The 21,559-nt window shown below is 73.6% G+C and carries 20 protein-coding genes; 16 read left to right on the top strand and 4 right to left on the bottom strand.

Features of this window, described 5'->3' with window-relative positions; genetic code table 11:
• The first annotated feature begins 6 nt into the window (after positions 1-6).
• The 10 genes from OG943_RS25125 to OG943_RS25080 are packed head-to-tail and all read left to right on the top strand — an operon-like array spanning position 7 to position 7,053.
• Positions 7-1,374: an acetyl-CoA carboxylase biotin carboxylase subunit gene (locus tag OG943_RS25125; RefSeq protein ID WP_328603367.1), complete on the top strand. Its 1,368-nt coding sequence runs from the start codon at positions 7-9 to the stop codon at positions 1,372-1,374.
• On the top strand, positions 1,371-1,631 hold the full coding sequence (locus OG943_RS25120; RefSeq protein ID WP_328603366.1) for an acyl carrier protein: 261 nt from the start codon (positions 1,371-1,373) through the stop codon (positions 1,629-1,631). The genes OG943_RS25125 and OG943_RS25120 overlap by 4 nt, the downstream gene beginning before the upstream one ends.
• A 2-nt stretch (positions 1,632-1,633) precedes the next feature.
• Entirely contained in the window at positions 1,634-2,101 is a 468-nt protein-coding gene (locus OG943_RS25115; protein WP_328612145.1) for an SRPBCC family protein, read from the top strand.
• Between the two features lie 55 nt (positions 2,102-2,156).
• Entirely contained in the window at positions 2,157-2,573 is a 417-nt protein-coding gene (locus OG943_RS25110; RefSeq protein ID WP_328603365.1) for a cupin domain-containing protein, read from the top strand.
• Positions 2,570-3,850, top strand: coding sequence for a beta-ketoacyl-[acyl-carrier-protein] synthase family protein (locus tag OG943_RS25105; protein ID WP_328603364.1), 1,281 nt, complete (start codon positions 2,570-2,572; stop codon positions 3,848-3,850). Before OG943_RS25110 ends, OG943_RS25105 begins: the two co-directional genes overlap by 4 nt.
• Positions 3,847-5,091, top strand: a complete 1,245-nt coding sequence (locus OG943_RS25100; RefSeq protein WP_328603363.1) for a beta-ketoacyl synthase N-terminal-like domain-containing protein — start codon at positions 3,847-3,849, stop codon at positions 5,089-5,091. The genes OG943_RS25105 and OG943_RS25100 overlap by 4 nt, the downstream gene beginning before the upstream one ends.
• Positions 5,088-5,459, top strand: a complete 372-nt coding sequence (locus OG943_RS25095; protein ID WP_328603362.1) for an antibiotic biosynthesis monooxygenase family protein — start codon at positions 5,088-5,090, stop codon at positions 5,457-5,459. Before OG943_RS25100 ends, OG943_RS25095 begins: the two co-directional genes overlap by 4 nt.
• The gene (locus OG943_RS25090) at positions 5,456-5,926 is read left to right on the top strand and encodes a hypothetical protein (protein ID WP_328603361.1); all 471 of its coding nucleotides are present in this window, start codon (positions 5,456-5,458) and stop codon (positions 5,924-5,926) included. The genes OG943_RS25095 and OG943_RS25090 overlap by 4 nt, the downstream gene beginning before the upstream one ends.
• A 12-nt stretch (positions 5,927-5,938) precedes the next feature.
• The gene (locus tag OG943_RS25085) at positions 5,939-6,574 is read left to right on the top strand and encodes an NAD(P)-dependent oxidoreductase (protein WP_328603360.1); all 636 of its coding nucleotides are present in this window, start codon (positions 5,939-5,941) and stop codon (positions 6,572-6,574) included.
• Complete coding sequence (locus OG943_RS25080; protein WP_328603359.1) at positions 6,571-7,053, top strand: hypothetical protein; 483 nt, start codon at positions 6,571-6,573, stop codon at positions 7,051-7,053. The genes OG943_RS25085 and OG943_RS25080 overlap by 4 nt, the downstream gene beginning before the upstream one ends.
• Positions 7,054-7,152: 99 nt before the next feature.
• On the opposite strand, the gene OG943_RS25075 is transcribed toward OG943_RS25080, so the two are convergent.
• The 3 genes from OG943_RS25075 to OG943_RS25065 are packed head-to-tail and all read right to left on the bottom strand — an operon-like array spanning position 7,153 to position 9,038.
• Positions 7,153-7,665 carry a serine O-acetyltransferase gene (locus tag OG943_RS25075; protein WP_328603358.1) on the bottom strand — a complete coding sequence of 171 codons (513 nt, stop codon included), beginning with the start codon at positions 7,663-7,665 and terminating at the stop codon, positions 7,153-7,155.
• Positions 7,666-7,690: 25 nt separating this feature from the next.
• Positions 7,691-8,563 (bottom strand): NAD(P)-dependent oxidoreductase, encoded by an 873-nt coding sequence (locus OG943_RS25070; RefSeq protein WP_328603357.1) that lies wholly within the window; start codon positions 8,561-8,563, stop codon positions 7,691-7,693.
• Between the two features lie 4 nt (positions 8,564-8,567).
• Positions 8,568-9,038, bottom strand: a complete 471-nt coding sequence (locus OG943_RS25065; protein WP_328603356.1) for an ester cyclase — start codon at positions 9,036-9,038, stop codon at positions 8,568-8,570.
• 343 nt (positions 9,039-9,381) lie between these two features.
• Here OG943_RS25065 and OG943_RS25060 point away from each other — a divergent pair, with 343 nt between their 5' ends.
• Entirely contained in the window at positions 9,382-9,867 is a 486-nt protein-coding gene (locus tag OG943_RS25060) for a cupin domain-containing protein (RefSeq protein ID WP_328603355.1), read from the top strand.
• Between the two features lie 76 nt (positions 9,868-9,943).
• On the opposite strand, the gene OG943_RS25055 is transcribed toward OG943_RS25060, so the two are convergent.
• A complete protein-coding gene (locus OG943_RS25055) occupies positions 9,944-10,789 on the bottom strand; it encodes a GNAT family N-acetyltransferase (RefSeq protein ID WP_328603354.1) in 846 nt (281 codons plus the stop codon).
• Positions 10,790-10,985: 196 nt separating this feature from the next.
• Between OG943_RS25055 and OG943_RS25050 the strand changes: the two genes are divergently transcribed.
• The 5 genes from OG943_RS25050 to OG943_RS25030 are packed head-to-tail and all read left to right on the top strand — an operon-like array spanning position 10,986 to position 21,526.
• Entirely contained in the window at positions 10,986-15,908 is a 4,923-nt protein-coding gene (locus OG943_RS25050) for an SDR family NAD(P)-dependent oxidoreductase (RefSeq protein WP_328603353.1), read from the top strand.
• Complete coding sequence (locus tag OG943_RS25045) at positions 15,905-17,563, top strand: (2,3-dihydroxybenzoyl)adenylate synthase (RefSeq protein ID WP_328603352.1); 1,659 nt, start codon at positions 15,905-15,907, stop codon at positions 17,561-17,563. The genes OG943_RS25050 and OG943_RS25045 overlap by 4 nt, the downstream gene beginning before the upstream one ends.
• Positions 17,564-17,582: 19 nt before the next feature.
• On the top strand, positions 17,583-19,094 hold the full coding sequence (locus OG943_RS25040; protein WP_328603351.1) for an MDR family MFS transporter: 1,512 nt from the start codon (positions 17,583-17,585) through the stop codon (positions 19,092-19,094).
• Positions 19,091-20,251: an RCC1 domain-containing protein gene (locus OG943_RS25035; RefSeq protein ID WP_328603350.1), complete on the top strand. Its 1,161-nt coding sequence runs from the start codon at positions 19,091-19,093 to the stop codon at positions 20,249-20,251. Before OG943_RS25040 ends, OG943_RS25035 begins: the two co-directional genes overlap by 4 nt.
• Before the next feature lie 18 nt (positions 20,252-20,269).
• Entirely contained in the window at positions 20,270-21,526 is a 1,257-nt protein-coding gene (locus OG943_RS25030; protein WP_328603349.1) for an erythromycin esterase family protein, read from the top strand.
• Positions 21,527-21,559 lie beyond the last annotated feature (33 nt).

Genomic DNA, 21,559 nt, shown 5'->3' with positions numbered 1-21,559 from the left:
GCCGCCATGTTCGGCAAGGTACTCATCGCCAACCGCGGCGAGATCGCGCTGCGCGTCGCCCGGACCTGCCGGGAGCTGGGCGTTCGCACCGTCGGGGTGTACTCCACCGCCGACCGCGACCCCCGCGCGCTGCGGCACTTCGACGAGACCGTCCACATCGGACCGGCCCGGGGCCGGCACAGCTACCAGCACATCCCGTCGGTGATCGAGGCCGCGCTGCAGACCGGCGCCGAGGCCATCCACCCCGGGTACGGCTTCCTCTCCGAGGACCCCGACTTCGCCGAGGTGTGCGCGGCGAACGGGATCACCTTCATCGGCCCCGAACCCGGGCTGATGGCCGCGCTGGGCGACAAATCCTCGGCCCGGCGGATCATGAGCGAGGCCGGCCTGCCGCTGCTGCCCGGCAGCGTGGAACCGATCCAGGGCGCCGAGCAGGCGACGGCCACCGCGGCGGCGATCGGCTACCCGGTCATCATCAAGGCGGTCGCCGGCGGCGGCGGCAAGGGCATGGCGATCGTGACCCGCGGCGAGGACCTGGTCGAGACCTTCCTGGGCGCCCGGGCGACCGCCCGCGCCGTCTTCGGCGACGACCGGGTCTACATCGAGCGCTACCTCGCCCGCGCCCGGCACGTCGAGGTGCAGGTGCTCTGCGACAGCCACGGCAACGGCGTGCACCTGGGCACCCGGGACTGCTCGGTGCAGCGCCGCCACCAGAAACTGGTCGAGGAGGGCCCGGCGCCCGCGCTGACCCCGGCGACCATCGCCGCGATGACCTCGGCCTCGGTCCGGGCCGCGCTGCAGGTCGGCTACACCGGCGTGGGCACCTTCGAGTTCCTGGTCGACGAGGCCGAGGCCTTCTCCTTCATGGAGATCAACACCCGGATCCAGGTCGAGCACACCGTCACCGAGGCGATCACCGGCATCGACCTGGTGCGCGAGCAGCTCTTCGCCGCCGCCGGGCACCCGCTCGCGCTGACCCAGGCCGACATCGTCACGCGCGGCGTGGCGGTGGAGTGCCGGGTCAACGGCGAGGACCCGGACCGCGACTTCGTGCCCACCCCGGGCACCCTCGACCGCTTCGACGTGCCCGGCGGCCCGTTCACCCGGGTCGACACACACGCCTTCACCGGCTACGCGCTGAGCCCGCACTACGACTCGCTGCTGGCGAAGGTCGTGGTGTGGGCGCCGGACCGGGCGCAGGCGCTGGACCGGATGGACCGGGCGCTGGCCGAGTTCGACATCGCGGGCCCCGGCGTCCGCACCACCATCGGATTCCTGCAGCGGGTGATGGCCGACCCCGAGTTCCGCAAGGCCGAGCACGGCACGGCACTGGTCGACCGCTTGCAGGCACGACAGAAGGAGGCAGGGAAGTGACCACACAGAGGTTCGACACCGGCGAGCTGGGCCGGGAGATCGAGGACATCCTGGTGCGCAGCGCCGGGCTCGCCCCGTCGGTGTTCGCCGCGTCCGAGGGGACGCTGCTGGAGCTGGGCCTGGACTCGCTGGCGGCGATGGAGCTGCAGGCGGTCGTGCAGGACCGCTACGGCGTGCAGATCCCGGACGGCGCCCTGGAGATGAGCGTGCGCGAGCTCGCGGACTTCGTCGGCGAGCGCGCCGGGGAGGTGGCGTGACCGTGGCCGGGCACACCGAGCAGAGCGTCCTGATCGACGCGCCGTTCCAGCTGGTCTGGGACATCACCAACGACGTCGCCAACTGGACCGGCCTCTACACCGAGTACGCCGCGGTCGACATCGTGGACACCCACGGCGACACCGTGGTGTTCCGGCTGACCATGAAGCCGGACGAGAACGGCAAGGTGTGGAGCTGGATCAGCCAGCGCACCGGGAACCCGGCCGGCCGGCAGGTGCACGCGCACCGGGTGGAGACCGGCCCGTTCGAGTACATGCGCATCTTCTGGACCTACGCCGACGAGGGCGGCGGCACCCGGATGACCTGGATCCAGGACTTCCACATGAAGCCCGCCGCGCCCGTCGACGACGCGCAGATGACCGACCGGATCAACACGAACTCCGTGCTCCAGATGGACATCATCAAGAAGAAGATCGAGGCGGCCGCCCGCAGCGTCGCGCGTGCCCGCTAACCCTTTTCCCCTTCAGCCGAGGACGTTCGGCGTTCCCCTACAGGAGTCCGCAGAGATGACCACGACGCACAAGACCGTCGCCCGTGCCGACATCGAGCCCAACCGCCGCCGCGGCGGCGAGATCCGCGTCCTGCTCGGCCCCGCGACCGTGGGCAGCACTTCGGGGTTCATGGGCGTGGCGGCGCTGCAGCCCGGTGAGAGCATCGCCGAGCACTACCACCCCTACAGCGAGGAGTTCCTCTACGTCACGGCGGGAGAGCTCACCGTCGACCTCGACGGCGAGCCGGTCGTGCTGGGCCTCGACGAGGCCGTCCTCATCCCGGTGAACACCCGGCACCGCTTGCGCAACAACGGTTCGGTGGAGGCGCGCGCGGTGTTCCACCTCGGCACGCTGGCCCCGCGCCCGGAGCTGGGCCACGTGGACACCGAGACCGCGGAACAGGCCGCCGAGTTCACCGCGAGCCAGCGGTGAGCGGATCACCGCCGCGGCGCACCGTGGTCACCGGGATCGGCGTGGTGGCCCCGGGCGGCGTCGGCCGCAAGGCGTTCTGGAAGCTGCTGACCGACGGCCGCACCGCGACCCGGCGGATCAGCCTGTTCGACGCGTCCGCGTTCCGCTCGCAGGTGGCCGCCGAGGTGGACTTCGACCCGGTGGAGGCCGGGCTGGACGCCCGCGACCGGCGACGCGGCGACCGCTACGTGCAGTTCGCGCTGGCCGCGGCCGGCGAGGCGGTGGCCGACAGCGGCCTGGAGTTCGACGAGGCGCTGCTGGAGCGCACCGGGGTCGTGCTGGGTTCGGCGGTGGGCGGCACCACGGCGCTGGAGGACGAGTACGTCGTGCTCAGCGACAACGGCCGCGACTGGCTGGTCGACCCGCGCTACGCCGGCCCTTTCCTTTACCAGGCACTGGTTCCCAGCAGCCTGGCCGCCGACGTGGCCGTCCGCTACGGGGTGAACGGCCCGGTGCAGGTGATCTCCACCGGCTGCACCTCCGGCATCGACGCGCTCGGCTACGCCCACCAGCTGGTGCAGGACGGTGAGGCGGACGTGGTGCTCGCGGGCGCCTCGGAGTCGCCGCTCTCGCCGGTCACCGCGGCCTCGTTCGACGCGATCAAGGCCACCACACCGGACAACGACGACCCAGCGCACGCCTCGCGGCCGTTCGACCTCGACCGGACTGGGTTCGTGCTCGGCGAGGGCGGCGCGGTGCTGGTCTTCGAGGAGCTGGAGCACGCGCGCAAGCGGGGGGCGCCGATCTACTGCGAGGTCACCGGTTATGCCGCGCGCAGCAACGGTTTCCACATGACCGGCCTGCGCCCGGACGGGGCCGAGATGTCGCGGGCGATCGACGACGCCATGCGCCAGGGCCGGCACAACGCCGCGGACGTCTCCTACATCTGCGCGCACGGCTCCGGCACCCGGCAGAACGACCGGCACGAGACCGCGGCGTTCAAGCGCTCGCTCGGACCGGCCGCCTACGGCGTGCCGATCAGCTCGATCAAGTCGATGATCGGGCACTCGCTGGGCGCGATCGGCGCGCTGGAGATGGCCGCCTGCGCGCTGGCCATCCAGGACGACACCGTGCCGCCGACGGCGAACTGGGCCACCCGGGACCCCGAGTGCGACCTGGACTACACCCCCAACACCGCGCGTGAACTGCCGGTGGACGTGGCGCTCTCGGTCGGCAGCGGGTTCGGCGGGTTCCAGTCGGCGATGGTGTTCGCCAAGGTCGGGGAGGCGGTCCGATGACGGCGGTGATCACCGGTATCGGGGTGCTGGCGCCGAGCGGGACCGGGGCCGGCGAGCACTGGGAAACGGTCAGCACCGGGACCTCGCGGGTCGGGCCGATCAGCCTGTTCGACGCCTCCGGCTACCCGACCACGCTCGCGGGCGAGGTGCGCGGGTTCGATCCGCGCGGCCGGGTGGACGGGCGGCTGCTCGTGCAGACCGACCGCTGGACCTGGCTCGGCTTCGACGCCGCCGAGCAGGCCATCGCCGACGCCGCGCTGGACCTGTCCACAATGGACCCCTATGACGTCTCGGTGGTGCTGGCCAGCTCCTCGGGCGGCAACCAGTTCGGGCAGCGCGAGCTGCAGCGGCTGTGGAGCCAGCCCGGCCGCACGGTCGGGGCGTACCAGTCGATCGCGTGGTTCTACGCCGCGACCGTCGGCCAGCTCTCCATCCGGCACCAGGCGAAGGGGCCGAGCAACGTGCTGGTCGCCGAGAGCGCCGGCGGCCTCGACAGCCTGGCGCACGCGGCCCGGCTGGTGAGCCGGGGCACTCCGGTGGTGCTCGCGGGCGGGCTGGAGGCGCCACTGAGCCCGTACGCGCTGGCCTGCCAGATCCGTAACGGGCGGCTCAGCTCGGGCACCGACCCCGAGCGTGCCTACCGGCCCTTCGACGCCGACGCCGCCGGCTACGTGCCGGGGGAGGGTGGGGCGGTGTTCGTGGTCGAGGACCTCGAGCACGCGCTGCGCCGCGGTGCCCCGGTGATCTACGGCGAGATCGCGGGCTGCGCGGCCACCCACGACGGCGCGCACACCGCGGCGGCCTCGGCCGTCCCCACGCGGCAGTACACCCGGGCGATGCGGCTGGCGCTCGAGCGCGCCGGGGTCGAACCGGGTGAGGTCGACGCGGTGATCCCGGACGCGGTCGGGGTGCCCGCCGCCGACCTGGCCGAGGCCGCGGCGATCACCGAGGTCTTCGGCCCCGGCGGGGTGCCGGTGACCACCAGCAAGCCGCTCACCGGGCGGCTCTACCAGGGCGGCAGCGCACTGGACGCCGCTACCGCGCTGATCGCCATCCGCACCGGGGCGCTGCCGGTGTCCAGCGGCACCGACACCCCGGCGCCGGGCTGCGAGCTGGACTTCGTCACCGCCACCCGGGAGTCCGATGTGGACACCGTGCTGCTCGGTGCGCGCGGCTTCGACGGCTACAACAGCTCGGTGGTGCTGCGGGCCCACCGTGACCGGATCGAGGAGGCCGCATGACGACCGTGGAAACCAAGGCCAAGGCCAGGGTGGTGTTCCTCATCCGCGTGCCGCGGGAGCGCACCGAGGACTTCCTGGCCGCCTACGACAAGATCCGCTACGAGGTCGCCGAGGGGGTGCCCGGACACCTGGTCGACCAGGTCTGCCAGGCCTCCGGCGACCCGGAGCAGTGGCTGATCACCAGCGAGTGGGAGTCGCTGGCCGCGTTCGAGGCCTGGGAGGCCAGCCCGGACCACCGCACCCTGGTGAAGCCGATGCGCGAGTGCATGACCGAGGCGCGCTCGCTGCGCTTCACCGTCCATGCCCAGACCGCGCGGCGCGCACCCCGCCGGGCCGAGCGCCCGACCGTGTTGGAGGAATCGCCATGAACGGAACGACCGCCATCCTGACGCTGTGCGTGCTGGCCTCCTCTGGCGTCCAGCTCGGCACGCTGTGGATCATGAAGACGTCCATCCTGCCGATGCTGAACTCACTGCCCTACGACCGTTACGTCACCGTCTGCCAGCTCATCGACATGCACGTGTTCCACCCGATCGCGGTGTGGAACGGGGTGATCGCGGCCGGGCTGGGCGTGTGGGCGGCGTTCCTGGTCGGCTCGCCGCTGGTCGCCACGCTGTTCGTGCTCGGATCGGTCTGCATGGTCGTGGTCGGGCTGACCTCCGAGGGGTTCAACCGGCCGATCTGGCGGCAGATCGAGAAGTGGAGCCCGGAGCGGGTGGCCGCCGACTGGGGCCGCAAGCGCTTCCGCTGGTACATCGCGCACGAGGTCCGCACCTACGGCGCCATCGCGGCCGTTGTCGCGTACATCGCCGCGTTCTTCGGTCAGATCGCCTGAGGGGGGATTGAGATGCGGGTAGCAGTTCTTGGCGCGACCGGCCGGCTCGGCCGGGTGGTGGTGGACCGCGCACTGGCGGAGGGGCACGAGGTCGTCGCGCTCGCCCGCCGCCCGCGCGCGGACCAGGTGCGGCACGAGAGGTACACCGAGCACCAGGCCGACGTGATGGACCTGGACTCGCTGTCGGTGCTCGACGGCGTGGACGCCGTGGTGTTCCTGGTCGGCCGGCCGGGCCGCTCGACGACGGTGGTGCGCAGCACCGGTATGTCCAATGTGGTCAAAGCGGCCGCCGGGTACGGGATCAAGCGGGTCATCGCCGTCTCGCCCAGTGCCGTGCACATCGGCCGGGACGCCACGCTGGTCCGCAAGGCGGCGCTGCGGTTCTTCTGGCACAAGCTCAACCGCAACCCGTTCCTGGACCTGGAGCGGATGGAGGACGAGCTGGGTCTCAGCGACCTGGACTGGACGGTCGTGCGCACCGCGCGGCTGACCGGCCGCCCGGCCTCGGGGGCGTTCGACGCCGTGCCGGGCAGCGTCCGCGGGCCGGAGCGGCCGGTGGCGCTGGCCGACCTGGCCGGGTACGTGGTCGGCCACCTCGACGACGGTGCCCTGCACCGCGCGGTGGTGACGCTCACGGGGAAGCGGTGAGCGCCAGGCGCAAGGGCCTGGTCACACTGCACGTGCTGGGGTCGACCGTGAGCGTGGGCATCACCGCGGTGATGCTCGTGCTCGCGGCGATCGCGGTCTCCGGCTCGGATATCGAGGCCGCGCACGTGCTGCGGCTGTGCCTGCTCGCGGTCGCGCTGCCCGGGCTGGCGCTCGCCCTGGTGACCGGGGTGACGGTGGCGCTGCTGACTCCGTGGGGGCTGCTGCGGCACACCTGGGTGATCAAGAAGCTGGGGCTCCTGCTCGTCACCGGCGGTTTCGCCCTGTTCCTGCTGCTGCCCTGGACCGGCGACCTGGTCACCGCGGTGGAGACCGGGGCCGCCCCCGGGCTCACCGGGTGGCTGGTGCTGGGCGGCCTGGTCGCGCAGCTGGTGAAATTGGTGCTGATCACCGCGCTCTCGGTGTACAAGCCGCGCGGCCGAATCGGCTCCCGCGCGGTCCGCGTCGCGGTGGACGCCTGAACGGATCCTCGCTCAGGTCCGCGTTGAACGCCGTCAAGGCCTCCTTACCCGCGTAGGACGCGGTGAAGGAGGCCTTGACGGCGTCCGGCCGAAAAGGCGCTAGAGCGAGAACGCGGTCTCGGCGCTGACCTCGGCGCCCGCGGCGATGTCGGTGGTCACCAGGGAGTGCGGCCCGATCACCACGTCGTCGCCGATGGTCACCGGGCCCAGGATTGTCGCGTTCGGGCCGATCCACACCCGGTCGCCCACGGTGGGGTGGCGGGCGGCGCCGGGCGGGCGGTTGTTGTCCCGCCACCAGCCCACCGCGCCGAGGGTCACCTGCGGGCCCAGGGTGACGTCGTCGCCGATCCGGGCGGTTTCGCCGACCACGATGCCGGTGCCGTGCGCCAGGAACAGCCGTTCGCCGACCGCGGCGCCCGGGTGGATCTCGATGCCGCCGGAGGCCAGCCGGCCCACCGCGCTCAGCACCCGCGCCGTGTGACGGTGGCGCGGGTGCAGGCGGTGGGCGAGCCGGTAGGCCAGCAGCGCGGGGACGGAGGGGTGCAGCAGAGCCGCCACCGGTCCGCAGCCGGTGTTGCGCGCGATGAGGCGCAGGTCGGCCAGCAGGCGCATGGGTTCCTCCGAGGGGCGGGGCAGCTCAGCCGTGCTCGACCTGGAGCAGGATGGCCGCGCAGTCGAGCTCGCCGTGGCCCGCTTCGACCGCGGCGGTCAGCACCTCGAGGCTGGCCGCGGTCGCGGGCAGTGACACGCCCAGGTCCGCGGCCTGGTCCATCGCCAGCCGCAGGTCCTTGCGCATCAGGGACAGCCGGAAGTCCGGGCGGTCGAACGCGCGCCGGGCCATCACGCCGCTCTTGAAGCGCATCACCGGCGAGCTGTAACCGCTGGCCGCGATCATCTCGATCAGCCGGCCGCGCGGGAGGCCCGCGGCTTCGCCGAGCACCACCGCCTCGGCCAGCACCTGCATCTGCACGCCCATGATCAGGTTCAGCGCGATCTTGGCGGTGGCGCCCTTGCCGTTCGGTCCCAGGTGGACGATCTCCTTGGCCAGCACCTCCAGCACCGGCCGCGCTTTGTCCACATCGGACTCGTCACCGCCGATCATGAAGCGCAGCTCGCCGTCCCCGGCATGCCGGGCGTTGCCCAGCACGCAGGCGTCCAGCGCGCCGAAGCCCGCGGCCCGCACCCGCGCGGCCGAGGCCTGGGCGGCGGCGGGGGAGACCGTGCTCATGTCCGCGACCACCGCCCCGGCCCCGGCCCGCGCCAGCGCGCCGGAGGTGAACAGCAGCTCCTCGACCACCTCGGCGGTCGCCAGGCTCAGCAGCACGACGTCGGCGCCGGCCACCGCCTCGCCCGGGCTCGGGGCCACCACCGCGCCGTGCTCGGCCAGTGCCTGGGCCTTCGCCGTCGTCCGGTTGTACACCGAAACCGGGAAACCGGCCGCCAGCAAGCGTTTCGCCATCCCCGAGCCCATCGCGCCGAGGCCGAGGAACCCGATCCGCTGGGCGCCCACGGCTTCAGGCCCCCGGCCGGCCGCTGGGCGGGCCGCCGTGACCGCCGGGCGGGCCGCCCGCGGGATTGAGGACGCCGATCTCGATCAGGATGCGGGGGAAGTCGTCACTGATCCACGACTCCACCACCTTGCCGTCCACCACCCGGTGCATGTCCACACCGGACACCTGGAACGCCTTGCCGGTCGGCGGCATCTCGCCCAGCGCGCCGGTGTGCGTCCCGGTGGTGCTGAACCGGTGCGCGACGTACTCGCCGTCGGCGATCATGTGCTCGATGGTGCAGTGGAAGTCCGGGAACGACCGCCGCCAGAACTCCACCGCCGCCTGGAACGCCCCCGGCCCCGGTGGCAGGTCCAGGTCCCGCGCATGCACCACGTAGTCCGCGGCGAACACCTCGTCGATGAAGCTCACGTCACCCTCGTTGAGCCCGCGCTCGGTGATGAAACGCACGAGCTTCATGTTGTCCTCGGCCGACATCCACGCCTCCTGTACCGGTTGCCACTGTCCGGCGATCGTCGCCGGTGGCGCATCCCGCCGTCGTGGGTCTGCGGTCCCGCGGGCCCGGGCAGGGAACCCGGCCGACAGATCCGGGAAGGACCACGATCTCGCCTCCGCCGCGGACCGTGCGCAGGTGGTCGCGGCGGCTCGCTTTCCCGTTGTCCCTGCTGGTCGCGAGCCTGACAGCGCCCGCCCGCGCCCACCGGTGGCGCTCCCAGCGCCGGGCCCCCTTCCTGCCCGCCCGGGACCGCAGGCCCACGACGCCGGGACCGCGCGCGCGGGAGGCTCGCCGGTATCGACTCGTGGAGAGGAAGTGCCGCACATGTCCGACGTCAAGCCGTTCTGCCTGGCCCCGGAGCAGGGGCGCGCGGTCTGGCACATGGGTGCCTTGATGGTCTTCAAGGCCACCAGCGCCGACACCGGCAACCAGTACTGGCTGGCCGAGCAGACCTCCCGCCAGGGCTACGCGTCCCCGGTCCACGTCCACACCCGCGAGGACGAGACCTTCCACGTGCTGGAGGGCGAGCTGAGCATCGAGATCGACGGCGTCATGCATCGCCCCGGTCCCGGCGGCACGGTCTTCTCCCCGCGCGGGCTCGCCCACTCCTACAAGGTCGAGTCCGCCGAGGCCCGCTGGCTGGTCCTGGGCACCCCCGGCGGCTTCGACGGCTGGTTCTTCGACACCGGCAAGCCCGCCGAGACCTTGGAGATCCCCGAGTTCAACCCGGCCGACTTCCCGGACTTCGGTGCCGTGATCGCCTCGGTCGAGCAGTACGGCGGCAAGGTACTGGGCCCGCCGCGCGCCTGACGCTGCTCCGTCTTAGCGCCGGACAAGGAAACGGCCCGCCTCACCAGGCGGGCCGTTTCCTTATCCGGCAGGGGACTCAGGCGAAGCGGTATTCGGTCAGGTCCTGGACGTGGTGGTAGCCGACCTTCTCGACCACCGCCTGCATCGGGGCGTACTCCAGGAAGTGGATGCACGTGCAGGCATCCGCCCCCTCCTCCAGCGCCCGCGCCGTGGTCTCGCCGAGCAGCGCCGCCGCGTAGCCGCCGGCCCGGTGGTCCGGGTGGATGAAGACCCCCGACGGCCGGACGACCCCGCCGATCGGCCGGGCCCGGCCGGAGGCGCCGACCACGGAACCCTTGTCCTCCCACACGATCAGCCGGGAGCCCTCGACCTGGTCGGCCACCATGTGGTGGGTGTAGCGGAGGACGTCGTCGGGGGCCATGCCGCTGTGCCGCATGGTGTCGGCGAACCAGCCGGCCACCGTGTCCACCTCGTCGGGGCGGCCGAGGCGGGGGGTGCCCGTCGTCTGGTCGATCCGGTTGGCGTTGGTGCAGACCATCAGCCACTGGTCGCGTTCGCGGTTCGCGGTCTTGCCGGTGAGATCGGCCCAGCGGGTGGCGAAGGCTTCGGCGGCTTCGGCGGGGCCGTTGACGCCGGGGATCCAGGGTTCCTGCTTGGCCAGGTCCTCGGCCAGGGCTGCCGCCGCTTCGGCGGGCATATCGGTGATCGTGGGGCGGTACGGGGCGTGCACCCACGCCGCCCCGACGACCGCGCCCGCCGGGTCCACGACCCAGCGCGGGTGGGCCGGGGCGTCTCCCGGGAGATCGCCCGAGGGGTCGTAAGTGTGGTAGAGCAGCACGTTGTTCTCGACCGGCTTGCGCAGCAGCCACGGGCCGACTTCAGCCCGGAACCGGTCGATGTCGGTGGTTGAGCGCACCTGCATTTTTCCTCCCACGACCGCGATTTCGGTACTGGTGTCCAGCCGAAACTAGGGACCGGGCGCCGGGCGCCGCAATGGGCGGGCGACCCGGGTGGGCCGGGGTTGGTTCCCAGCGGTTTCGGGACCGCAGGCGGATTCGGCCGGGATGGCCGGAGCGGAACCCTTCTCGTACCGAACCTAGTGCGGAAGGGGTGCCAGCGTGAGCCGACCGCCCAGCACCCGTCCCGGGTCGCCGGTCGCCGTGGTCGGCATGGCCTGCCGGTTCCCGGGGCCGGTCGACTCGCCCGACGAGCTGTGGGACCTGTTGTGCGCCGGCGGCGACGCGGCCGGCGAGCTCCCCGCGGGCCGGTGGACCGACGTGGCCGGCCTCGACCGGGTGCCCGCAGTGGGCGGGTTCCGGCCGGACGTGCACGGGTTCGACGCCCCCTTCTTCGGCCTCTCGCCGCGCGAGGCCGCCCTGATGGACCCGCAGCAGCGCGTGGTCCTCGAACTCGCCTGGGAGGCGCTGGCCGACGCGGGCATCCCGGCGGGCACCCTCGCCGGCGGCGACAGCGGCGTGTACATCGGGGTCAACAGCGACGACCACGGCCGTGAGCTGCTGGCCGACCTGCCCCGGGTGGAGGCCTTCTCCGGCATCGGGTCCTCGCTCTGCGCCATCCCCAACCGCGTGTCGCACGCGCTGGACCTGCGCGGTCCGAGCGCCGCGGTCGACACCGCGTGCTCGGCGTCGCTCACCGCGATCCACCTCGCCTGCCAGGCCCTGCGCGCCGGGGAGATCCCGCTCGCGATCACCGGCGGGGTCATGCTCATGCTCGGCCCCGGCCTCACCGCCGTGATGGCCGCCGCGGGCGCGCTTTCGCCCAGCGGCCGCAGCAGGCCGTTCGCCGCGGGTGCCGACGGTTACGGGCGGGGCGAGGGTGCCGGGCTGCTCGTCCTCAAACGCCTCGACGACGCGCTGCGCGACGGGGACCGCGTGCACGCGGTCATCCGCGGCAGCGCGGTGCGCCAGGACGGCCGCACCGACGGCATCATGGCCCCCAGCGCCGAGGCGCAGGAGCACCTGTTGCGCACCGCCCTCGCCGCGGCGGGCACCACCCCGGCCGAGGTCGGCTACGTCGAGGCGCACGGCACCGGCACCCGGGTCGGCGACCCGATCGAAGCCGCCGCGCTCGCCGCGGTCTACGGCCGGCCCGGGAACCCGTGCCCGATCGGCTCGGTCAAGGGCAACATCGGGCACCTGGAGGCCGCGTCCGGCGTCGCGGGCGTGATCAAGGCGATCCTCGCCCTGCGGCACGGCACCATCCCGCCGACGCCGCACTTCGACGCCCCCAACCCCGACATCCCCTGGCGCACCAACGGTTTGCGCGTCGTGGACCGGCTCATGCCCTGGGCGGGCCCGCGCGTGGCCGGGGTGTCCGGCTACGGCTACGGCGGCACGATCGCGCACGTCGTCCTGGAGGGCGGGCCCCGGCACCAAAAGTCCACAACGGACGGTCCCCGCCTCTACGCGCTGTCCGCCGCGACCGCCGAGGCGGTCCACGCCACCGCCGCCCGGCTCGCCGGGTCCACCGCCCCGCTCGCCGACATCGCGCACACCCTGGCGCACCGCCGCGACCACCTGCCCTGGCGCGCCACCGTGGTCGCCACCGACCGCGCGGACCTGGCCGACCGGCTCGGCTTCCTCGACCCGGTGAAGGCGCGCGACACCGCGCCCGTCTTCGTCTTCTCCGGCCACGGTTCCCAGTGGCCGCACATGGCGGGTGAACTCGCCCGCACCGAACCGGCCTTCGCCGGCACCCTCGAGCGCCTCGCCCCGATCTTCGCCGAGGAGGGTGCCAAGCCGCCCGCGCGCCTGCTGGCCGAGGCGGGCGCCGACACGCCCGACACGCAGATGGCGATTTTCGTCGCCCAGCTGGGCCTCGCCGCGGTTTGGGCCCGGCACGGTGTGCGGCCCGCCGCGGTCATCGGCCATTCGGTCGGCGAGATCGCCGCCGCCGTGGTCGCGGGCGCGCTCACCGAGACCGACGGCGCCCGGCTGATCTGCCGCCGGTCCGCGCTGCTGCGCGAGGTGGCGGGCACCGGCGCGATGGCCGTCGTCCCACGGTCCTTCGTGGACTGCGCGGACCTGCCGGGAGTCTTCCCCGCCATCGACGCCGCACCGATGTCCACTGTGGTCGCGGGCGGCCCGGACGCCGTAGACGCGCTCGTCCGGGCGGGCCTGGCCCGCCGGGTCGCCGCCGACATCGCCTTCCACAGCCCGCACGTGCGCCCGCTGCTTGACCGCCTCGCCCGCGCCGCCGCCGACCTGCGGCCCGGTGTGCCCGAAATTCCGCTCTACAGCAGCACTTCCGACGACGCCCGCGAAACCGGCCGCCGCGACGGCGCCTACTGGGCGGCCAACCTCGGCCGGCCGGTGCGTTTCCGGCAGGCGGTCGAGGCCGCGATCGCCGATGGCCACGACCTCTTCGTCGAGGTCTCCCCGCACCCGGTCCTCACGCACTCGATCACCGAGACCGACCGCGAGGTGACCGTCGCGCACACGCTGCGCCGGGGCCGCCCGGAACGCGCGACCTTCCTGGCCAACCTCGGCAAGCTGCACTGTGCGGGCGTCCCGGTCGACTGGACGGCCGCCCAGCCCGACGGCGGTCCCACCACCCTGCCGCCCTACCCGTGGCAGCACCGCGAGCTCCGGGTCGCCTTCACCGGCCACCGGCCGGACTCCGCCGGGCACGACCCGGCCCGGCACGACCTGCTCGGCCGCCGCGACACCGTCCACGGCCCGGCCCCGACCACGGTCTGGCGCACCCGGCTCGACCTCGACACCCGCCCGTACCCGGGCCGGCACCCGGTGCTCGGCGTGGAGATCGTGCCCGCCGCGGTCCTGCTCAACACCTTCCTCAAGGCCTCGGGTCGTCCCGCGCTGGCCGACGTCACCCTGCGCACCCCCGTCCCGGTCGCGGCGGACCGCGAGATCCAGGTCGTCCACACCGGACCCACCCTGCGGCTGAGCAGCGGCACCGCCGACGACTGGCTCACCCACACCACCGCGGCCGTCGCCCGCGCCACCCCCGGCCCCCGGCGGGACCTCTCCGGGACCCCCGGCGACCCGGGCCAGGTCGTCACCCGGCTCGCCGAACTCGGCGTCGCCGCCATGGGCTTTCCCTGGCGCCTGACGGAACTCGAGAGCGGCGGCGAAGGCAGCCGGGCCCGGGTCCGGCTCGACCCCGGCGCCCGGTTCGTCTCCGCGCTCGACGCCGCGCTCTCCCTCGCGGCCGTCACCGAGACCACCGGGCCCCCCGGAACTGCCGTGGCCCTGCGGATGCCAGCGCACATCCGCGGGGTCGCGGTGTCCAGCACCGACCTGCCCGCCGAAGTCGAGGTCACCGCCCGCGTCACCGCACCGGGCACAGTGGACATCCAGATCTCCGACGGCCGCACGGTCTTCGCCGAGCTGACCGGCCTCCGCTACGGCGAGCCGGTCACCGAGCCCCGCTCGCGCGAGCTGGTCCACCGCGTCGACTGGGTCCGCACCGAGCTGACCGGCACCGCGCAGGTCGACCAGGTTGTGGTCCTGCACGGCGAGACCCCGCCGCCGCGCACCGCGTTCGCCGTGCCGACCCGCTGGGCCGCCCACCCCGAGGACCTGCGCGACCTCACCCCCGGCACCGTCGTCCTGGTCGCCCCCGGCGCGGGCCCGCACGTCGGGGTGAGCGCGTTCCAGTCCTCCTGGCTGCTGTTGCGCGCCGCCGCCCGGCTGGCCCGGCTGGACCCTGCGCACCGGCCCTCGCTGTGGTGCCTGACCAGGGGAGTCCTGGAGGCCGACACCCCGGGCGCGCTCAGCCACTCGTCGCTGTGGGGCGTGGCCAGGGTGCTGGCGGGCGAGCACGCCGACTTCTGGGGCGGCCTCGTCGACCTGCCCCCGGACGCCGACGCGGCCGGCCTGCTCGACCTCTTCCGCACCGGCCCGGCCCCCGACCTGCTCGCCCCGCGCGCAGGCCAGGTGCTCACCCCCGAGCTGGTCCCGGTCACCACCCCGGCGACCCCGCTGACCTGCCGGGCGGACAGCACGTACCTGATCACCGGCGGGCTCGGCGCGCTCGGCCGTGAAGTCGCCCGCCGGCTGGTCGAACGCGGCGCGCGCCGGCTGGTCCTGGTGGGCCGGCGCGGCCTGCCGCCGCGCGAGCTGTGGGACGAGGCCGTCGACGCCGAGGAGGTCGCCCGGATCGCCTGTGTGCGCGAGCTGGAGGCGGCCGGGGTCACCGTGCGGCCGATCGCCATGGACCTGACCGACCGGCTGCAGGCGAAACTGCTCTCCGGCAGCGAGCTGGGACTGCCGCCGATCCGGGGCGTCGTGCACGCGGCCGGGGTGCTCGACAGCCGGCTCGCGGCCGAGGTCGACGCGCTGTCGCTGATCCGGGTCATGCGGCCCAAGATCGCGGGCGCGCTGGTGCTGCACGAGCTGTTCCCGCCCGGCACGGTCGACTTCCTGGCGCTGTTCTCCTCGGCGGGCCCGTTGCTCGGGCTGCCCGGCCAGGCCGCCTACGCCGCCGCGAACGCGTTCCTCGACGCGTTCGCCACCCACCGCGGCGCCGCCGACACGCTCAGCCTGGCCTGGACGTCCTGGCACGGCCTGGGCATGTCCACCGCCAGCGCCGCGACCGACGCCGAGCTGCGCGCCCGGGGGACCGGCGACATCACCGCGGCCGAGGCGTTCACCGCCTGGGACCAGGCCCAGGCGGCGGGTGCCGCGCACGTCGCGGTCCTGCGCACGGTCGCCGACGCGCCCGGGACCCGGCGGCCGCCGCTGCTGCGCCGCCTGTCGGTCCCCCACCGGGTTTCCGGGGCCGCGCCCACCACTGTCAGCCGCACCGACATCAGCACCGAGGTCGCCGCCGTGATCGCCGCCGAGCTGCGGGTCCCGGCCGCCGAGCTGGACCCGGCCGGGGCGCTGGCCGAGGCGGGCGTGGACTCCGTGCTGGCCCAGTCGATCCGGATCGCGCTGGAGCGCCGGTTCGGGGTGAGCCTGCCCGCCACGCTGTTCTGGGACCGGCCCTCGGCCCAGGCGATCGCGGTGCACCTGCGTGACCTGTTGCACCCCGAGCCGGAAGGAGACCAGCCGTGAAGCGTGAGGGAACCGTGCCGTGGCCGAAGGAGGACGCGCGGCGTTACCGGGACGCGGGCTACTGGCGTGGCCGCCCACTGGGCGACTACGTGTGGACCTGGGCGGAGTCCTATCAGGACAAGATCGCCGTGGTCGACGGGGAGAAGCGGTTCAGCTACCGGGAACTGGCCGAGTCCGTCGACGCGCTCGCCGAGCGGCTGCTCGGGCTCGGCCTTGCCGACGGGGACAACGCGCTGGCCCAGCTGCCGAACACCGCCGAGTCGGTGGTGTTCTTCCTGGCCTGCCTGCGCATCGGAGTCGCTCCGGTGCTGGCGCTGCCCGCGCACCGCAGGCACGAGCTGGGCTACCTGGCCGAGCTGGCCGAGGTCCGCGCGATCGCCGTGCCCGACCGGGTGGGCGGCTTCTCCCACCAGGCGCTCGCCGCGGAGCTGGCCGCCGAGGCGCCGGGCCGCCGGGTGCTCGTGCTGGACGGTGAAGTCCACAGTGGACATCACGCCGTGCGGGACCTGATGGTCGCCGGCGGTGACATCGCCGCCCGCCGGGCCCGGCTGGACGCCCTGCGGGTGCGCTCGGACGACGTGGCGCTGTTCCTGCTCTCCGGCGGGACCACCGGTGCGCCGAAGATCATCCCGCGCACGCACGACGACTACGAGTACAACGCCCGGCGCAGCGGTGAGGTCTGCGGGTTCGGCGAGGACACCGTGTTCCTGGTGACCCTGCCGGTGGCGCACAACTTCCCGCTCGGCTCGCCCGGCCTGCTCGCCACCCTGATGGCCGGCGGCCGGGTGGTGCTCACCCGGTCCCCCCGCCCCGAGGTGGCCTTCGCCGTCATCGAGCGGGAGCGGGTGACCACCAGCCCGCTCGTCGTGGCCATCGGCCTGCGCTGGGCCGAGGCCGCGCGCACCACCGGGCACGACCTGTCCAGCCTGCGGACCGTCCAGATAGGAGGGTCGGTGCTGCCGGCCGGGTTCGCCGTGGTGCTGGCCGAAGCGCTGGGCTGCCAGGTGCAGCAGGTGTACGGGATGGCCGAGGGGCTGCTGAACTACACCCGCCTCGACGACCCGCCGCACGTCGCCGCGACCACCCAGGGCCGGCCGATCAGCCCGGCCGACGAGTGCCGCGTCGTGGACGACGAGGGCGCCGACGCCGGCCCCGGCCGCGCGGGCGAGCTGCTCACCCGCGGGCCCTACACCCCGCGCGGCTACTACCGCGCGCCCGAGCACAACGCCCGCGCGTTCACCCCGGACGGCTGGTACCGCACGGGCGACATCGTCGAGCTCACCCCGGGCGGCGACTTCGTGGTGCTGTCCCGGATCAAGGACCTGGTGAACCGGGGCGGGGAGAAGGTGTCCGCGCCCGAGGTGGAGGACCTGGCACTGGAGCTGCCCGCCGTCCGCCGGGCCGCTGTGATCCCGATCCCGGACCCCGACCTCGGCGAGCGGGTCGGCCTCTGTGTGGTGCTGCACCCCGGTCATTCCCTTGACCTGCACCAGATCCGAGCGGCGTTCGCGGCGCGCGGGGTGGCCCGGTACAAGATTCCCGAACGGCTGGCCGTGCTCGCCGAGCTGCCGCTCACGGCCGTGGGCAAGGTCGACAAGAAGCAGTTGCGGCGCCAGGTAGTGGAAGGCGCGCCCGCCGTGCCGGTCGAGGCGTGAGCCGATGAAGGGGGAACCGATGACCGAGACCGGCGTCGCGCGCTTGGGCGGGCTGACCCGATGGCAGGTGCGGACCGTGCTCGTGGTCCTGCTGTCCGGGCAGCTGCTGTCCGCGCTCGACCAGACCATCGTGGGCACCGTGCTGCCCACCATCGTGGGCAACCTGGGCTCGCTCGACGACTTCGCCCTGGTCGTCACCGCGTACCTGCTGACGTCCACGGTGTCGACCGCGTTGTACGGCAAGCTCGCCGACCTCTACGGCCCGAAGCCGATGTACCTGGTGGCCATCGCGGTGTTCACCGTGGGGTCGCTGCTGGTGGGGCTGAGCCAGAACATGGGCCAGATGATCGCTTTCCGCGCCGTGCAAGGGCTCGGCGCGGGCGGACTGGTCGTGCTGGCGTTCACCATCAGCTCCAGCGTCGTCCCGCCCCGGCAGATCGGCAAGATCCAGGGGCTGGTCGGCGCGATGTACGCGCTGGCCTCGCTGGCCGGGCCGCTGGTCGGCGGCGCGTTCACCGCCTACGTGTCGTGGCGGTGGGCCTTCCTGGTCAACGTGCCGATCGGCGTGCTCGCGCTGATCGCCGTGGCGGGCCTGCTCAAGCTGCCCGCCACCCGCCGCGACCACACCGTGGACTACCTCGGCGCCCTCCTGCTCAGCGCGGGCGTGTCGACGCTCGTGCTGGCCACCGTGCGCGGGGAGTGGACGTCGATGCCGACCATCGCGCTCCTCGCCGCCACCCTGGTGCTGGCCGTCCTCTTCGTCCTGCGCCTGCGCACCGCGCCGGAACCGCTGGTACCACTGGCATTGCTGCGCGGCCGCGAGGTCGCCGTGGCGATGGCGGTCACCTTCCTGGTCGGCGTCGCGATCATCGGCGGGTACTTCTTCCTGCCGATCTATCTGCAGGTCGTGCGGGGCCAGGACCCGGTCACCGCCGGGCTCAACCTGCTGCCGCTGATGATCGCGGTCATGGTCGGCTCCGGGATCAGCGGCTGGCTCATCGCCTCGGTGCTGGGCCGGATGAAACCGGTGGTGGTGGCCGGGTCGGTCATCATGACGATCAGCCTCTACCTGTTCTCCACACTGACCGCCGAGAGCGGCACCTGGGCGGTGTGGGGAGCGGAGGCGGTGCTCGGCATCGGCATGGGCATGGTGATCTCCAAGCTGATCGTGGCCGTGCAGAACGCCGTGCCGCGTGAGCACATGGGCACGATCACCGCGCAGGCGGCGTTCTTCCGCACGATCGGCTCGTCGGTCGGCGCCGCGGTGTTCGGTGCCGTGGTGGCGGCCCGGATCAACGGCGCGGACCGGGTCGTCTACACCGACCCGCGCGCGCTGCACGCCGGCCTCGCCGAGCAGTTCGCCGACGCGCTGCGGGTGGTGTTCCTGGCGGGTGTGCCGGTGATGCTGGCCGCGGTGGTGCTCACGCTGCTGTTGCCCAACACCAAGTTGCGCGCCGACGTGAGCCCTTGGGGCGACGAAGGGCCGCGCGAAGAAGAGCAAGACTCCGACAGTGAGAAGGGGATCCGATGAGCGTGTTCACGTGGGGGGACAACTCCAACGGCCAGCTCGGCGACGGCAGCACCGGCAGCCGCTCCCGGCCGTCCGAAGTGGACGTTCCAAGCCCGGTCCGGCAGCTGGAGGCGGGCAGCGGGCACCTCCTCGCGGTGCTCGAGGACGGTTCCGCGGTCTCCTGGGGGCGCAACATCTTCGGCCAGACCTCGACCGGCGGCACCGACAACCGCGACCGCCCGGCACCGGTGATCGCCGTGCCCGGCCCGATCTCGTCGGTGTCCCTCGGCGGCGGGCACACGCTCTTCCTGCTGGCCGACGGCACGGTCTGGGCCGCGGGCGCCGGCTTCTTCGGCTGCCTCGGCGACTCGGCGCACCGGATCAGCCCGGTGCCGGTGCAGGTCGAGGGACTGCCGGGGCGGGCGACGCAGGTGGCCGCGGGCGGCGGCCACAGCCTGGCGCTGCTCGAGGACGGCTCGGTGTGGACCTGGGGCCGTGACGACTACGGCCAGCTCGGTGACGCCGGCGCGGTCAAGCCCGGGCACGCCGTCCAGGAGCACATGGGCAAGACCTACCCGGTCCGGTTCGTCCCGGCCAGGGTCGAGGGCCTGCCCGAGGTCGCCACGCTGGCCGCGGGCGGCGGGCAGAGCCTCGCGCTGCTCCCCGACGGCGGGGTGCTGGCCTGGGGGTTCAACGACTGCGGCCAGCTGGGCGACGGCACCACCACGCACCGGGCCGCGCCGGCCAAGATCGACGCGCTGAGCGGCGTCCGGTCACTGGCGGGCGGCTACCACCACACGCTCGCGCTGCTGCTCGACGGCACCGTGCGCGGCTTCGGCCTCAACGACCGGGGCCAGCTCGGCAACGGCCGCACCGAGAACAGCGCGCTGCCGGTCGAAACCGAGCTGCCCACCGGCGCGGTCGCGGTCGCCGCGGTCGGCGGCGGTTCGGACGCCGAACCGGGCGACGCGGGCCACAGCGTCGCGCTCCTCGACGACGGCACGGTGTGGGCGTGGGGCTGCAACGACAACGGCGAGCTGGGCGACGGCACGACCGAGAGCCGGTCGGTCCCGGTCCAGGTGCCGGGCCTGTCCGGCGTCCGGGGGATCGCGGTCGGCGGGGAAGTCCCGCAGCTGCGGGAGAACCCGGGTGGCGGCTACACCACGGTACTGGTCTGAGGGGGAGCGATGACGGACATGACCACGCGCCAGGACCAGGAGATCGCCGACTGGATCAGCGAGCGCGCGCACCCGCTGCCGGGCACCTCCGCCGCGGCGGCGCTGCCCGCGCTGGCCCCGCTGCGCGAGATCGTCGGCGACGCCGCGATCGTCGGCATCGGCGGCTCGGTGTACGGCGCGCACGAGCAGTTCACCCTCACCCTGGCGGTGGTCCGGTACCTGGTCGAGGACCTGGGCTTCCGCACGCTGGCCACCGAGGAGGACTGGGACGTCGCGCTGCCCGTGGACGAGTACATCGGCGGTGGCGAGGGCGACCTGGACGCGCTGATCGCGGACTTCGGGATGCCTTGGCGCACCAGGGAAGCCCGGTCCACTGTGGAGTGGCTGCGGACCTACAACGCGACCGCCGCCGAACGGGTCCGGTTCGTCGGGGTGGGGGTGATCGACACCCGGGCGCCGGTGTACGACCTGGTGGCCGACCACGTCAGCCGGGTCGCGCCGGACCGGGTCGCCGAGCTGGCGGCCCACTTCGGCCCGATCCGCCCGGCCGGCCCCGACCACGTGCGCTGGTTCTTCACCCAGGCCAAGGACAAGGAGGCGCTGGTCGCCCACGCGCGAGCCGCGCTGGAACTGGTGACGGCGTTGCCGCGCACCGCCGGCGACCAGACGCACGACCTGGCGGTGCAGCACACCCGGCAGATCGCCGGCTTCTACGAGCACTACACCCACCACGTGGTCGAGGACGGCTACCGCGACCGCTTCATGGCCGACAACCTGCGCTGGTGGCACGAGCACACCGGCCACCGCATCGCCTACTGGTCCACCACGGCGCACAGCGTCCGCTCCCCGGAGGTGACGATCTCCATTCCCCCCAAGGGAATCATCACCTTCGTCCCGACCGGCCACCACCTGAGCGAGCACTTCGGCGCGGCCTACGTCTCGCTGGGGCTGACCTTCACCGGGGGCGAGGTCGTCTCCGGCTGGGGGCTCCCGCCGTTCCAGCGCCGGGTGGTGCCGGCCCCCGCGCAGCCGGCCGACTTCGCCGAGACCCCGCTGGGGCTGGTCGGCCACCCGGCGTACCTGGTCGCGCTGACCGGGGAAGCACCGCCCGTGGTGCGGTCGTGGCTGGACACCGAGTCCCGCTCCCGGGTCATCGGCTCGGTGGCCGCCCCCGACATCCCGGCCGACCAGTACTGGCTGACCGGCGGCACCCCCCGCGACTGGTTCGACGCGCTGATCCACACCGATCGCGTCACGCCCACCGCGGACCTGTGACGCACCCGGTCGGGCGCGGCCACCGGCCCGCCC

Origin of the sequence: Amycolatopsis sp. NBC_00345 (assembly GCF_036116635.1) — a bacterium.
In the GTDB taxonomy this organism is placed as follows: domain Bacteria; phylum Actinomycetota; class Actinomycetes; order Mycobacteriales; family Pseudonocardiaceae; genus Amycolatopsis.
The sequence above is the reverse complement of the archived record's forward strand: the minus strand, read 5'-3'. Positions and strand labels throughout refer to the sequence as shown.

Bases quoted from the DNA above. Each gene is read 5' to 3' on its own strand.
- OG943_RS25075 (WP_328603358.1), bottom strand. From the start codon at position 7,665: ATGCGCCTGCTGGCCGACCTGCGCCTCATCGCGCGCAACACCGGCTGC.
- OG943_RS25030 (WP_328603349.1), top strand. From the start codon at position 20,270: ATGACCACGCGCCAGGACCAGGAGATCGCCGACTGGATCAGCGAGCGC.
- OG943_RS25085 (WP_328603360.1), top strand. From the start codon at position 5,939: ATGCGGGTAGCAGTTCTTGGCGCGACCGGCCGGCTCGGCCGGGTGGTG.
- OG943_RS25125 (WP_328603367.1), top strand. From the start codon at position 7: ATGTTCGGCAAGGTACTCATCGCCAACCGCGGCGAGATCGCGCTGCGC.
- OG943_RS25090 (WP_328603361.1), top strand. From the start codon at position 5,456: ATGAACGGAACGACCGCCATCCTGACGCTGTGCGTGCTGGCCTCCTCT.
- OG943_RS25055 (WP_328603354.1), bottom strand. From the start codon at position 10,789: ATGCAGGTGCGCTCAACCACCGACATCGACCGGTTCCGGGCTGAAGTC.
- OG943_RS25095 (WP_328603362.1), top strand. From the start codon at position 5,088: ATGACGACCGTGGAAACCAAGGCCAAGGCCAGGGTGGTGTTCCTCATC.
- OG943_RS25100 (WP_328603363.1), top strand. From the start codon at position 3,847: ATGACGGCGGTGATCACCGGTATCGGGGTGCTGGCGCCGAGCGGGACC.
- OG943_RS25065 (WP_328603356.1), bottom strand. From the start codon at position 9,038: ATGTCGGCCGAGGACAACATGAAGCTCGTGCGTTTCATCACCGAGCGC.
- OG943_RS25110 (WP_328603365.1), top strand. From the start codon at position 2,157: ATGACCACGACGCACAAGACCGTCGCCCGTGCCGACATCGAGCCCAAC.
- OG943_RS25060 (WP_328603355.1), top strand. From the start codon at position 9,382: ATGTCCGACGTCAAGCCGTTCTGCCTGGCCCCGGAGCAGGGGCGCGCG.
- OG943_RS25035 (WP_328603350.1), top strand. From the start codon at position 19,091: ATGAGCGTGTTCACGTGGGGGGACAACTCCAACGGCCAGCTCGGCGAC.
- OG943_RS25040 (WP_328603351.1), top strand. From the start codon at position 17,583: ATGACCGAGACCGGCGTCGCGCGCTTGGGCGGGCTGACCCGATGGCAG.